Raw genomic sequence first — 12,458 nt, 5'->3', positions numbered from 1 at the left:
TCCTGCACCCACGCCTGGGGGTCACGAGCGGCAGCCCTCGGCCTCCATGGCGATCGGCAGTTGGGAGCGCAGGAACCCTTCGAGCAGGCGACGGCGTTCTGCGGTGTCCTTGGGGTCCTCCACGCCGTCGATGGACAGTACGTACTGCATCTTCTCGCCCTTGTACGTGCACGCCTGCAGGGCCATTGCCCCGTGGTCCGCGATGGTGGCACCGTCGCCGATGTCGGCCGGTGCCGGATTGCCCAGCCGCAGCATGACCGACTTCTTGACTTCCAAGGGCTTGACGAACGGCTCGACCACGTCCCCTCGCAATCCGACCTGTTCCTGCCCATCGACCGCGAACTCGCAGCGGAACTGCTTCGGTTCCGAGAAGGCGCCGTCGGACTTCAGGTCATCGCCCCTGGGCAGGAGCCGGCCGATCAGTTCGGGGTCGAACTCTGTGCCGCAGGCCTCCGAGATCTTGAAGGCCTCGGGTTCGCCGCAACCGGTGGCCCCCACGAACAGCGCGACGAGCAGCACAGTGCCGCCCACCGACCGCAGGACGTTCTTCCTCATCGATCTCATCACCCTCCGCCCGCCAGACCGCTGGCGCGGTTGTTCCCGTCGTACGCCGCACCGTTGATCTCGGTCGTGAGCGTGTAGCGAGTGTTGGAGTGGCCGGGGTTCGCCTTGGCCCACTCGTCGGCAAGCGCCTGCAACTGCTGCTCCCTGCCCTGGAAGACTTCCTTGTTGTCCTGCACGTGAACGGCGTCGATCCGCTTCTGTTCCTGCGTCTGCCATTCGTAGGCCACCGCGTCGATCCCCCGCTGGGCGATGTCGCCGACTCCCGGTACGAAGTTCGCGATGCTGCCGAATCCGTGGTAGAGCCACTTCGCATCCCAAGCGGGATCGTCCTTGTCCATCACCAGGGCCTGGTAGCGGGCCTGTTCCAGGAAACCGACGGTGGCGCCCCCGCGTAGCAGCGTCTCCTTGGGGTCCTTCGGGCTGTCCTCGTGGATGTCCCTGACGATCTCCCGGTTCAATCCCTCGTTGAGCATGCCGTAGGCGTTCTGATCGCGGGAGATCTGCTTGGAGACCTCCAGCAGCTGGTCCCGGTCCAGCAGTCTCGCGTCCTTCGGGTCATCGGCCAGCGCACTGGTGGAGTGGTGCACCACGTCCCCGTGGTTCGTCAGGACGATGGCCATGTCGTCCCGTAGCTCCGCGGGGAAGTCGTCGCCCCGCTCCGCGAGGTACTTGAGCGAGCTGTCGAGCACCTGCCGGTGCGCTCCGGTGTGCTCGACCGGCCGCGCGGACCTGTCGTCCGGGTCGACCCCGGTCGCGGCTGCGACGAGGGCGTCACCGGTCGCCTCGTAGCTCGCGTTCGGGCCCGTGTAATCGCTCGCGGACTTCCCGTACCCCAGGGAATCGGGCACCACGTCGTTGAAGGGCTTGCGGTCCTTGAGGACGTGCTGGGCGTTGTCCTGCGGGTCGGTCGAGCTGAAGAAGTCCGTTGCCGCTTCGGGGTTGTGGGCCAGGGCCTTCATGAACCCGGTCATCGGATCCGTACCCGCGTCGTTGGTGTCGCCGTAGTGGAGCTGGTCGATCTTCGCGTATGACGGGAGCCTGTCCCAGGGCAGCACGTCCTCACGGCGCTTGCCGCCGGGTCCCGGGTCCTTGACGTCCCCGGTGTTCTCCTTCTCGAACGAGACGAGCGCGTTGCCGTAGTCGTTGAGGAAGCCGCCCTCGTACGTGCCGTGGCGCATGAGGTTGCTCATCGCCTGGAACCCGTGGACGCGGGTCTGGCCGGTGCCCTTGCCGTTGCCGACGTCCTCGCCGCCGAGGGCGACGACCCGCTCCTTCCACGCCTCCATGCCCTCGCTGGTGGAGTGGGATGCGGTGGCCAACGTGGTGCCGAGCTGCTCCTCCAGCGTGCCGAGCAGCTCCATGCGCTTCTCGCGGTCCTCCCGCGTGCCGGCGGTACCGCCGTCGCGGTTCTCCCAGCTGTCCAGGTCCACGGCCCCGGCGAAGAACTTCAGCGTCCCTTCCGGGCCGAGGCCGAGGGCCACGCGCTCGGCGAGGACGGGGTCGTTCGGGTGGGCCTTCAGCAGGGTGTTGAAGCGCTCCAGCTGCTCGTTGGTGATCTTGCTGGGGTCCAGCTTGCCGAGGGCGATGAGCTCGTCTGAGTCGTCGATGGACTTCTGCGCCGCGTCGAAGCTCTTGAAGCCGTTCGACTCGAATCCGTGCTTGTCCTTGGCGTGGAAGCGCAGCGCCGTGGCGGCCGTACCGTCGGTCTCGGCCGCCGCGGTCAGGATGGCGCTGATCTCCCTGGCCACCGCGTCGATCTCCGCCTGCGTCGGCGGTTCGATCTTCGCGTCCCCGGCCGCCTGCGGCGAAGGGACGGCGGCGTTCACCATGCCCTTGTCGTTCACGTAGATGTTCTTCTTGGCGGCCCGGCTCACCGCGTCGGCCAAGTCGCCCTTGTGCTGGGTCAGTTTGGTGTGCGCGCCGCTCAGGATCGTGTGCACGCTCCGTGCGACGGTGACGACGTCGCCGAACTCCCGCGCCGTGACGGTGACGAAGTCCTTGGTCACCGTCGCGTTCTGCCCCTTCCAGTCGGCCGCCTTGGCCTTGCGGTCCATGTCCGCCGCGCTGACCGCTCCGCCACCGCCGTCGGCCACCTTGACCAACTTGTCGATCATCGTCTGCCAGTCCGTCACCGCCGCCTGGAGCTGGCTCAGCCGCAGATCGTTGAGCTCTTGGAAGGTGACCATGCCGTTCGCCCCCGTGGTTCGCCGTGCTGGTTACGTGTAGTAGTCGCGGATACGTGAGACGGAGAGGTCGTCCCCGTCGGCGGTGCGCAGGTCCGTGGCGATCTTGACCTCGTCCTTCGCGCGCTCGGCGCGCGAGTAGTCGAGGTGGTTGGAGATGTGCGCGCAGGCCTGCTTCAGCGTTCCCGACTTCGTGATCCAGGCGTCATGCAGTTCGGTCAGGGCGGAGCCCATGTCCAGTCCGTCGTTGAAGAGCTGGACGGACGCGTCGAAGGTGTTCTGCCGGGCGTGGTCGGACGCGGTCGAGAACTGCTGCCGCAGACCGTACGCCAGGTTGCCCAACGCCCCCAGGACGTCGTTGTGGACGACCAGGTCCCCCTGGCCGCCGCCCCCGCCGCTGCCTTCGGGTGCGACCTGGTTCAGCCGCATGGACGCATCCTGCCCCGCCCTGGCCTTCGCCTGCTCCCACTCGTCCCACGCCATAGGTCCTCCGTGAAGCCGTACGCCGATTCTTCTTCCGCCGTGAGGCTGCCTCTTGCTCCACGTTATCTTCGCTCCTTGATCGTTTGCTGAAGGGGTGCCGGGCGGGCACCTGGGAGCCGGTCTTCCGTTTCTATCTGTCATGACCCGGGCAATTCTTGCGGTGGTCATCCCTGCCGTCACGTGCTGTTGAGACAGGAGCGAGAAAACATGCGAACCCTGCCGATACCGGTATTCGCCGGCAAAGTCCGTCGCCAGGCGCACACGACCGCGAACGCCTCTCTTCACCCGCGCAACCGCCGGGCCACCCGCACTGCCACCGTCCTCGCCGCCGCCGGCCTCCTCGTGCTCGGCACCGCGTCCGCCGCCCATGCCGACCCGCCGCAGCACCTCCCGCAGAACGCCGGAGGGTACGAGCAGAGCTTCTCGCCCGCCTTCGACTACGACGGAGACGGCTGCTACGCCACCCCCGCCATCGGTCCGGACGGCACCCTCGCGACCGGGCTCAAGACCACCGGCGCCATCAACGGGAGCTGCCGGGACCAGTGGGATCTGGACAACTCCCAGACGTACGCCCGCTCCAAGTGCAACAACGGCTGGTGCGGCATCGTCTACGCGAGCTACTTCGAGAAGGACCAGGCCGTCCACGGCAGCGGCCTCGGCGGGCACCGCCACGACTTCGAGCACGTCGTCTCCTGGGTCAACCAGGCCTCGAACCAAGTGGAATACGTCTCCACTACCCAGCACAGCAAGGTCAAGACCTATCCCCGCTCCCAGGTGCGGTTCGACGGATCGCACCCCAAGGTCGTCTACCACAAGGACGGCCCCAGCACGCACTTCTTCCGCCTCGCCAACAACAACGACGAGCCGCCCGAGAACCACTACGGCAACTGGCGCTACCCCCCGATCGTCGACTGGAACGGCTTCCCCACCACCGCCCTGCGCGACAAGCTCATGAACGCCGACTTCGGCGCCGCCACCATCAAGGTCACCGACAAGGACGACCGCTTCCGCAACCTCCTCAACAACTCCAAGCCTGGCGGCATCCCGTTCGATCCCTGGGCCTGAGCCCTGACCGAAGCCCCTCGCCGCCGCCCGTGCTCCGGGCTCCGTGCTCCGGCCGGCGAGGGGGCGCGGCTCGCCCGCTACCCTATTGACTTTCGATAGCTATCGATCGACACTCGATAGATGCACAGTCTCCTGGTGGCCATCCTCCGCATGGGCATCGCGGCAGCGGTCCTCTTCGGTCTCTTCGCCCAGGCCGTCATCATCCCGACGACAGCCGCCGACGAGGTGGACCTCTTCCCTCCGTACGAGCCCTACGCCCTGCCGTACGCCGTCGCGTCGATCCTCGGCGTCGCCTGCGTGCAGGTCGCCCTCGGTGCGGTCTGGATGCTGCTCTCGATGGTCGAACGGGACGCCATCTTCACGCGCTCCGCGTTCCGTTGGGTCCACACCGTCATCGGTGCGGCCGTGGTGGCGACCGTGATCGCCCTGGGGGCGGCGGTGCACCTGGCCTTCGACGCCATCCCGTCACCCGACGACGGGATGAACGTCGAGGGTGCGCTGCTCGCCGCCCTGGCGTGCGGGGCGGTGGGGGCGGCGTTCTCCATGCTCATGGTCATCATGCGCACGCTGCTCGGCAAGGCGATGGACATGCGGTCCGAGCTCGCCGAGGTCATCTGATGGCGATCGTCGTCGAGATCGACGTGCTGCTCGCCGAACGGCACATGTCGGTAGGCGAGTTCGCGGACGCCGTGGGTATCACGCCCGCCAACATCGCCGTCCTCAAGAACGGCCGGGCGAAGGCGGTGCGGTTCGCGACGCTGGCGGCGATCTGCCGCGTACTGGAGTGCCAGCCGGGGGACGTGCTGCGGTACGTCCCCGACGAGTGACCGCCGCACCGTCGGCCTTCGGCGTTCAGCGCAGGGCGGGTTGGAGGTGGTCCGTCTCCCCGGGAGCCGGGTGGCCGGGTGCTCCGTCTGCCCGCTGCCGCTGAGGCTCTTCTCGAACTCCGTCGCCGCGTGCGCTCTCGGAGCGAAGAGCGCGACGAAGGCCATCACCGCGTTCCAGCAGCCCTGGAGCCACCGCGAGCCGTCGGCGGGCGGGGTGTCTGCTGCGGCGGTTGCCTCTTCCGTGTGCGTAGCGGCCACGGTAGGAGGCGGACGCCGCGTGATCATGAGCGTTCGTGTTCAGGGGCGGTTGCGCAGGCGCGAGCGGGCGGGGCGACGGGATGAGGCAGGCCGGATGCGAACTCCACGGAGGCCGCCCAGGCGGGAGCGGCTGCCGGATGCCGGGGTCCGCTGACAGACTGGGCCCCATGTCCGCGACCCCGCCCCGCCGTCTCTCGCTCCAGCAGATCGTCGAAGGGCAGCGGCGCGCCGCCTTTGTTGGGCGGGAGGCCGAACTCGGCCTCTTCCGGAGGAACTTCGCCATCCCGCCCGAGGACCCCCGGCACCGGTTCGTCTTTCATGTGCGGGGCAACGCGGGGGTCGGTAAGACCTCGCTCGTACGGGAGTGGCAGCAGGCGGCCGTGGAGTTCGGGGCGCTCACCGCGGCCGTGGACGAGGGGGCCGAGTCCGTTCCGGAGGTCCTAGCCGCCGTTGCCACGCAATTCGGCGAGCAGGGGACCCCGTTGAAGGCGCTGGAGCGGATGCTGGCCACCTACCGTCGCGCTCTGCACACCGCGGCCGACCGGCTCGCGGCCGAGAGGGACGACCCCTCGCCAGGGGCCCTTGCCGCCGCGCAGGCCGGGCTCATCGCCGTGGGGACGATACCCGTCGTCGGGGCGCTGGCCGGGGGCGTCGACCCGGTGGTCGTGGCGCGGGGCGCCGGTGGGCTGCGGGCCGTGTTCGGAGGGCGGGCGCGGCAGCAGGAGGAGGCGCGGCTGTTGGCCGATCCCGTACGGGAGTTGACGCCGGTGTTCGTCGCCGAGCTGGGGCGGGTCGCGGACTCCGTGCCGTGGGTCGTGCTGTTCCTGGACACGTACGAGCGCACCGCGCCCCTGCTGGACCGGTGGCTGGCGGACCTGCTGCTGCCCGGGCGGTACGGGGAGCTGCCCGCGAACCTGGTCCTCACCCTGGCCGGGCAGCGGCGGCTGGATCCCGCGCACTGGGGCGACCGGGGCCGCCTGGTGGCCGACGTTCCGCTGGGGGCGTTCACGGAGGCGGAGTCGCGCCAACTCCTGTCCGGGCGCGGGGTGGTGGAGGAGTCCGCCGTGCGGGAGGTGCTGCGGCTCTCCGGCGGCCTGCCGGTCCTGGTGTCGACGCTCGCGGCCAACCCCGGCGCGGCCGGTGAGGCGAACGCGACCGCCGTCGAACGCTTCCTGGCCGGCGAGCGTGACCCGGACCGCCGGGCGGCCGCCCTTGCGTGCGCGCTGCCACGGCGGTTCGACGAGGACCTGGTGGCCGTGGCCGCGCCGCGCCCCGTCCCCGGGCTCTACGACTGGCTGCACGAGCTGCCGTTCGTCGTCGCGCCGCACTCGGGCCGCTCCCGCTACCACGGCGTCGTACGCGCCCCGATGCTCCGGCTCCAGCGCACCGGCTCCCCGCAGCGGTGGGCGGCGGCCCACGACCGGCTGGCCGACGCCTTCGCCGAGCGGCGGGAGGTGGCGGCCGAGGGCGTCGACCCGGACCGGCTCTGGGCCGACGAGCCGTGGCGCCGGGCCGCCCTGGACGTGCTGTACCACCGGCTCTGCGCCCGCCCCCGCACCGCGCTGCCCGACGCCCTGCGCGCCGGGATCGGGGTGTGCGGGCAGCAGCCGTCCGCCGCCCGTCACTGGGCCCGGACCCTGGTCGAGGCGGGCGAGGACGCCGACAGCGCCGTACTCCGCGACTGGGGCCGGGACCTGCTCGCCGCCCTCGCCGACCACGGCCCCCGCCCCACCGCCGTACTCGGACTCCTGCTCACCCGGGCCGAGTTGACCGACACCGACAGGGCGGCCGCCCTGGTGGCGCGGGCCTGGGACCGCTTCGGGGCCCGGGAGTTCGAGGCCGCGCTCTCCGACCACGGGCGGGCCATCGCGGTGGAGCCCCGCAGCGAACGGGCCTACCAGGGGCGGGCGGTGATCCTGCGCGCGCTCGGGCGGTACGAGGAGGCCCTCGCCGATCTGGACCGGGCCGAGGAGATCGCCCCGGCCTGGGCCTGGGCGGTGCGGGAGCGGGGGGAGACGTACCGGCGGATGGGGCGGCTGGAGGAGGCCCTGACCGTGCTCGACCGGGCGCACGCGATGGACCCGGCCGACGCGGTGCCGCTCGGCAGCCGGGGCCTGGTCCGGCACCGGCTCGGCCGCAACGAGGAGGCGCTGGAGGACTTCGACCGGGCGCTGGGGCTGTGGCCGGAGTACGCGTGGGCGCTGGTGCGGCGGGCCCGGGTGCGTACGGCGCTGGGCGACCCGGTGGGTGCCCTCGCCGACCTGGACCGGGCCGAGGAGCTGACGCCCGGGCTCGCGGGGACGCAGGGGGAGCGGGGCGAGGTGTGCCGGGCGACGGGGCGGTACGAGGAGGCCGTGGCCTGCTACGGGCGAGCGCTGGCCCTGGACCCGGAGTACGCCTGGGCCCACGGCAGCAGGGCGCTGGCGCTGGAGGCCCTGGGGCGGATGGCGGAGGCGCGGGCCGACCTGGACCGGGCGCTGGAGCTGGACCCGGAGTACGGGTGGGCGCGGGCGCAGCGGGAGCGGCTGGGGGAAGCGACCGGGGCGTGACCCCCCTCCTGCGGTGGGCGGTGGCCGCCGGGGGAGGTGACCGGGGCGTGAACCCTCTCTCTCGGTGGGCCCGGATCGGGGACGCGGCGGGCCGTAGGGTCGGGGCATGCGTGATCTGCGGGTGGTGCTGATCGGCGGGACCTCGAACACCGGGAAGTCGACTGTCGCCCAGGCGGTGGCCGAGCGGCTCGGGTCCGAGCACCGCTCCACGGACGGGCCGGCCCGCCACCCGGGACGGCCCTGGCGGACCCCGGACCACGAGGTGCCGCCCCATGTGGCCGAGCACTACGCGACCCTCACCACCGGCGAACTCGTCGCCTCCGTCCTCGCGCACTACGGACGGCTCTGGCCGCGTATCGAGGAGTTGATCGCCGCCCACGCCCGGCCCGGCGCACCGGGTCTCGTCCTGGAGGGCTCGGCCCTCCTGCCCGAGCGGGTCGCCCGGCTGGCGGTCCCCCGTACGGGTGCCGTGTGGCTGACCGCCGATGACGCGGTCCTGCGCGACCGGGTGCGGGCGGCGGGGCGCTACGAGGAGGCGACGGCCGAGGAGCAGCTCCTCATGGACCGGTTCCTGGCCCGTACCGTCCGCTATCAGGCGCTGACGGTGGACGCTGTCGAGACGCTCGGTCTGGACCGGGTCCATGTCGGAGGGGGCTGGGCGGTGGGGGAGGCGGCCGACGCCGTGCTCGCCGTGGCTGCGGCCCAGGTGGGTCCCGGCCGTTCGCGCCGCCCCGGCGGAAGCCCGTTCGGCACGGACTAGGAGACCTGCGACCTGGGCGGCCCCGTCATGCGTGAGGATGCCCACCGTGCCGTGCCATGGCGAGGTGGCGGGGGAGACGGCCGGACCGCAGGGAGGCTGGCCCCCGGCTCCTGGGGCGGAACCCCCTCCCCGCCGGCCCAAAAGCGACCTGCGGGACGTCCGTCGACATACCCGCACGTACCCCGGCCGTGCGGACGGTCGCCCCCTCTACCCCCCGTTCCCGTTCGATTACAGTGCTGGGGGCGGTCGCCCGCAGAGGCCCGCACAGGCGGTGACCATGCGGTGGCGGGAGGCGGCGGGGTGAGTACAGGGACCACGGCGGTCTGGGGACGGGCCGAGCAGCAGGACTTCCGCAGCCGGGTCCGCGGGGCGCTGCTCGGCGGGGCCGTCGGGGACGCGCTCGGCGCCGGGGTCAGCGGGCTCGCGCTGGAGGAGATCCGTGCGGCCCACGGCGCCGAAGGGGTCACCGACTACGTTCCCGCGCACGGCAGACGCGGAGCCGTCACCGCCCTCACCCAGCTCACCCTCTTCACCGTCGACGGGCTGATCCGCGCCCAGGTCCGCCGCGACACCGGCGCCTGGCACCCGCCCACCGATGTGCACCGTGCCCACCTGCGCTGGGCCGCCACCCAGCACGACTGGGGGCCCGACGAGCGGCGCAAGGACAACGGGTGGCTGGCGGCCGAGGAGTGGCTCTACGCCCGCCGCGGGCCCACCCGGGAGTGCCTGGGCGGCTTCGGCGACACCGTCATGGGCACACTGGAGCGGCCCAAGAACCCCACCGCCCGGGACGCCGGTGCGCTGACCCGGTCCGCGCCCTTCGGGCTGCTCGTGGGGTGGGAGCCGCAGCTCGTGCTCCAGCTGGCCGTCGAGTGCGCGGCGCAGACCCACGGCCACCCCGCCGCCCAACTCGGCGCCGGAGCCTTCGCCGTACTCGTGCACGGGCTGGCGCGCGGGGAGACCCTGGACGCCTCCATACAGCATGCGATGGCGCTGCTCGGCGAGCGCCCCGGCCACGAACCGGTGACCGAGGCCCTGCAACAGGCCCTCGGGTCGGTGCGGCAGGGCATCCCGGGTCCCGCCCTCATCGAGGCGCTGGGCGCGGGCGACGCCGCCGAGGAGGTGCTCGCCGTCGCCGTGTACTGCGCCCTGGTCAGCGAGGACGTACGGCACGGGCTGCGGCTCGCGGTGAACCACGGCGGGCCCTCCCGCGCCACCGGGTCCGTCTGCGGGGCGCTGCTCGGCGTGCTGCACGGCGAGACCGAGCTGCCGCCGGCCTGGCTCGCGGAGCTGGAGGGGCGCCCCACACTCCTCGAACTGGCCGACGACTTCGCGATGGAGATGACCCAGGGCCCGGCCCTGCACAGCCCGACCGCCGCGGCCCCGGGGTGGCTGGCCCGCTACCCGCGCGGCTGAGGCGGCCTGTCGGCGGGCCCGGCCGGGCTTCCGCCTCGCATCCGTCAGCGCATCAGCTCCCCGGCGTTGACCAGCAGGGACTGGCCGGTGATCGCCCGGGCCCGGTCGGAGGCCAGGAAAGCGACGGCCTCCGCCACATCCCCGTCCGTGGCCAGCTCCGGCAGGGCCATCCGCTCGGTGAGCCGGGCCAGCACCTCGGACTCCGGTACGCCCTCGGTGTGCGCGGTGAACCGGACGTACGCCTGCACCGGCGGCCCCCACATCCACCCCGGCAGCACGGTGTTGACCCGGATGCGGTTCGGGCCCAACTCCCTTGCCAGGGAGTACATCGCCGAGGTCAGCGCCCCCTTCGACGCCGCGTACGCCGCCTGCCACACCTGGGAGGGCGCGGCCACCGCCGACTGGGTGCCGATCACCACCACCGAGCCGCCGCGCTCCTTGAGGGCGGGCAGGCAGGCCCGGGTCATCCGCAGCGTACCGAGCAGGTTCACATCGAGGACCGACTGCCAGGTGGTGAAGTCCGCGTCCTGGAGCCCGCCGAAGTAGCTGTCCCAGGCGGCGACATGGACCACCGCGTCGATCCCGCCGAACCGTTCGACCGCCAGCGCGGCCAGCGCCTCGCACTGCGCCTCGTCGGTGATGTCGGTCGCGAGGTGGGCGGTGTGCCGGCCCTCCGGATCGATCTCCGCCGCGCTCCTGGCCAGGTTCGCCGCTGTACGTGCCCCGAGCACCGCGCGACCTCCGTCCCGTACGACGGTCTCCGCGACCCGGTGGCCGAGCCCCGCGCCGACGCCCGACACGATGACGGTCTTTCCCGTGAGCAGCATCCCGGCGCCTCCCGGCCCTGGAAGTTTCTCTGACGGAGCGTCAGAGTAGGTGCCCGCAGGGGCCGATGGAAGGGGAAGGGGTGCGGGAGATGGCGGACGAGGGCGAGGGGACGCGGGGCGCGGGCTATGCCGAGCTGGCGGCGGTGGGGCCGTACGGGGTGCACCCCGGGCACGCCCTGATCACCATGGTGGAGCCGCATCCGGGCCATGAGTACGCGTACAACCGCTGGTACGAGGACGACCACTACTACGCCGGGGCGACGGCCATGCCGTGGATGTTCGCCGGGCGGCGCTGGGTGGCCACCAAGGACCTCCAGGAGCTGCGCTACCCGGCGGAGTCGGCGGTCGCGCGGCCGGTCGGGACGGGGTGCTATCTGTCGACGTACTGGGTGACCGAGGGCCGCTACGACGAGCACATGAAGTGGACCGTCGCCATCAACAGGCGGCTCAACCGGGACGGCCGGGTCTACCAGGACCGTACCCATGTCTTCACGGCCTTCCAGGACCACGAGGCCACCGTCTACCGCGACGGGGCCGCCGGGCCCCGGGACTTCCACGCCCTCGACCACCCGTACGCGGGCCTCGTCCTCCAGGTCGTCGACGCCGAAGGGCCCGAGCAGCGCGCCGAGTTGCTGGAGTGGCTGAGGTCCCGGCATCTGCCGAAGCGGCTGAGCGGGTCGCCGGCGGCCATGGTGACCGTCTTCCGGCCGACGCCCCTGCCCGGCGACCGGATGACGTACGTGAAGCAGGTCGAGGGGGTGGAGACCCGGCTGACGCTGCTGTGGTTCCTCCAGAAGGACCCCCGTACCTGCTGGAAGGCGCACTTCACGGGGCTGGACGCGGCGGTCGCGGAAGCGGGGCTGGGGCGGGTCGAGCTGGTCGCGCCGTTCGTCCCGACCGTGCCGGGGACCGACCGGTACGTCGACCGGTTGAGGTGACGGCCGCCGGGTGCGGGGCGGCATGCCGAGCCCCCTCGGCCAGGACGGCGAACCGGTCGAGAGGGCTCCATCAGGTGGTGCGGTGTTGCTGTTGTTGCGGTGCTGCTCTGCTGCGGCCTGCGTTGCGGACAGGCGGCTTTCGGACGGCAGGCGAGCGCCCTTGGCCGGAGGTTCGGTCAGGCGTCGACCGGGCTCGTGGCGACATCGCGCACGAACGCGTTCCACGCACCGGGGACGAAGGTGAGCGAGGGGCCCTCGGGGGCCTTCGAGTCACGCACGGCGATGGACAGAGCGACCGGGGACTTGACCTCGACGCACGCGCCGTTGCCCCCGGAGTACGACGACTTCGTCCACATGTCCGTAGCACCCTGAAGAATTGCCATGTTCACTCCGGTTCAGAGAGTTGGGTGAGTCGCACCAACCTGATTCCGGTTGGCGTGATCGACGCTACTCGCCAAGCCGCTTCCGTGAGATGGCCGTTCACTCGACCGGGTGTTATTTAGCCGGTAACTCTTACGTTGTGAGTCGGCGGCGGTGTATCGTGCCGCCGCCGCTCACTCGACGCCGTTCGGGTGTCCTGATCCGACT

General features: G+C 71.7%; 12 protein-coding genes. 7 read left to right on the top strand and 5 right to left on the bottom strand.

The genetic code is table 11. The annotated features are described in order from the left end of the window. Positions 1-21: 21 nt before the first annotated feature. From D6270_RS13830 to D6270_RS13820, 3 genes are read right to left on the bottom strand one after another with little or no spacing between them, the layout of a single operon-like run. Positions 22-555 (bottom strand): hypothetical protein, encoded by a 534-nt coding sequence (locus D6270_RS13830; protein WP_109165120.1) that lies wholly within the window; start codon positions 553-555, stop codon positions 22-24. An 8-nt stretch (positions 556-563) separates the two neighbouring features. Then, positions 564-2,750, bottom strand: a complete 2,187-nt coding sequence (locus D6270_RS13825; RefSeq protein ID WP_109165121.1) for a hypothetical protein — start codon at positions 2,748-2,750, stop codon at positions 564-566. A gap of 30 nt (positions 2,751-2,780) precedes the next feature. After that, positions 2,781-3,230 carry a hypothetical protein gene (locus D6270_RS13820; RefSeq protein ID WP_109165122.1) on the bottom strand — a complete coding sequence of 150 codons (450 nt, stop codon included), beginning with the start codon at positions 3,228-3,230 and terminating at the stop codon, positions 2,781-2,783. 207 nt (positions 3,231-3,437) lie between these two features. Here D6270_RS13820 and D6270_RS13815 point away from each other — a divergent pair, with 207 nt between their 5' ends. The 6 genes from D6270_RS13815 to D6270_RS13785 all read left to right on the top strand — a co-directional run bounded on the left by D6270_RS13815 (position 3,438) and on the right by D6270_RS13785 (position 10,105). After that, on the top strand, positions 3,438-4,295 hold the full coding sequence (locus D6270_RS13815) for an NPP1 family protein (RefSeq protein WP_109165123.1): 858 nt from the start codon (positions 3,438-3,440) through the stop codon (positions 4,293-4,295). 120 nt (positions 4,296-4,415) lie between these two features. Further along, positions 4,416-4,913, top strand: a complete 498-nt coding sequence (locus tag D6270_RS13810; RefSeq protein WP_109165124.1) for a DUF2975 domain-containing protein — start codon at positions 4,416-4,418, stop codon at positions 4,911-4,913. Next, positions 4,913-5,122: a helix-turn-helix domain-containing protein gene (locus D6270_RS13805; RefSeq protein ID WP_109165125.1), complete on the top strand. Its 210-nt coding sequence runs from the start codon at positions 4,913-4,915 to the stop codon at positions 5,120-5,122. Before D6270_RS13810 ends, D6270_RS13805 begins: the two co-directional genes overlap by 1 nt. Before the next feature lie 425 nt (positions 5,123-5,547). Next, a complete protein-coding gene (locus tag D6270_RS13795; protein ID WP_109165126.1) occupies positions 5,548-7,929 on the top strand; it encodes a tetratricopeptide repeat protein in 2,382 nt (793 codons plus the stop codon). A 106-nt stretch (positions 7,930-8,035) separates the two neighbouring features. Continuing rightward, the gene (locus tag D6270_RS13790) at positions 8,036-8,689 is read left to right on the top strand and encodes a P-loop NTPase family protein (RefSeq protein WP_204117121.1); all 654 of its coding nucleotides are present in this window, start codon (positions 8,036-8,038) and stop codon (positions 8,687-8,689) included. A gap of 300 nt (positions 8,690-8,989) precedes the next feature. Continuing rightward, positions 8,990-10,105, top strand: a complete 1,116-nt coding sequence (locus D6270_RS13785) for an ADP-ribosylglycohydrolase family protein (protein WP_109165127.1) — start codon at positions 8,990-8,992, stop codon at positions 10,103-10,105. Between the two features lie 44 nt (positions 10,106-10,149). On the opposite strand, the gene D6270_RS13780 is transcribed toward D6270_RS13785, so the two are convergent. Beyond that, positions 10,150-10,932 (bottom strand): SDR family oxidoreductase, encoded by a 783-nt coding sequence (locus tag D6270_RS13780; RefSeq protein WP_109165128.1) that lies wholly within the window; start codon positions 10,930-10,932, stop codon positions 10,150-10,152. Positions 10,933-11,021: 89 nt separating this feature from the next. Here D6270_RS13780 and D6270_RS13775 point away from each other — a divergent pair, with 89 nt between their 5' ends. Next, a complete protein-coding gene (locus D6270_RS13775) occupies positions 11,022-11,870 on the top strand; it encodes a hypothetical protein (protein WP_109167459.1) in 849 nt (282 codons plus the stop codon). 176 nt (positions 11,871-12,046) lie between these two features. Here the strand turns inward: D6270_RS13775 and D6270_RS13770 are convergent, their stop codons facing one another. Then, the gene (locus tag D6270_RS13770) at positions 12,047-12,253 is read right to left on the bottom strand and encodes a DUF397 domain-containing protein (RefSeq protein ID WP_093692008.1); all 207 of its coding nucleotides are present in this window, start codon (positions 12,251-12,253) and stop codon (positions 12,047-12,049) included. Positions 12,254-12,458: the final 205 nt, after the last annotated feature.

The sequence above is a fragment of the Streptomyces griseus subsp. griseus genome, assembly GCF_003610995.1.
GTDB lineage: Bacteria > Actinomycetota > Actinomycetes > Streptomycetales > Streptomycetaceae > Streptomyces.
Note: the sequence above shows the minus strand (reverse complement) of the source record. Positions and strands in the feature narration are given on the sequence as shown.

Bases quoted from the DNA above. Each gene is read 5' to 3' on its own strand.
- D6270_RS13830 (WP_109165120.1), bottom strand. From the start codon at position 555: ATGAGGAAGAACGTCCTGCGGTCGGTGGGCGGCACTGTGCTGCTCGTC.
- D6270_RS13825 (WP_109165121.1), bottom strand. From the start codon at position 2,750: ATGGTCACCTTCCAAGAGCTCAACGATCTGCGGCTGAGCCAGCTCCAG.
- D6270_RS13820 (WP_109165122.1), bottom strand. From the start codon at position 3,230: ATGGCGTGGGACGAGTGGGAGCAGGCGAAGGCCAGGGCGGGGCAGGAT.
- D6270_RS13815 (WP_109165123.1), top strand. From the start codon at position 3,438: ATGCGAACCCTGCCGATACCGGTATTCGCCGGCAAAGTCCGTCGCCAG.
- D6270_RS13810 (WP_109165124.1), top strand. From the start codon at position 4,416: ATGCACAGTCTCCTGGTGGCCATCCTCCGCATGGGCATCGCGGCAGCG.
- D6270_RS13805 (WP_109165125.1), top strand. From the start codon at position 4,913: ATGGCGATCGTCGTCGAGATCGACGTGCTGCTCGCCGAACGGCACATG.
- D6270_RS13795 (WP_109165126.1), top strand. From the start codon at position 5,548: ATGTCCGCGACCCCGCCCCGCCGTCTCTCGCTCCAGCAGATCGTCGAA.
- D6270_RS13790 (WP_204117121.1), top strand. From the start codon at position 8,036: ATGCGTGATCTGCGGGTGGTGCTGATCGGCGGGACCTCGAACACCGGG.
- D6270_RS13780 (WP_109165128.1), bottom strand. From the start codon at position 10,932: ATGCTGCTCACGGGAAAGACCGTCATCGTGTCGGGCGTCGGCGCGGGG.
- D6270_RS13775 (WP_109167459.1), top strand. From the start codon at position 11,022: ATGGCGGACGAGGGCGAGGGGACGCGGGGCGCGGGCTATGCCGAGCTG.
- D6270_RS13770 (WP_093692008.1), bottom strand. From the start codon at position 12,253: ATGGCAATTCTTCAGGGTGCTACGGACATGTGGACGAAGTCGTCGTAC.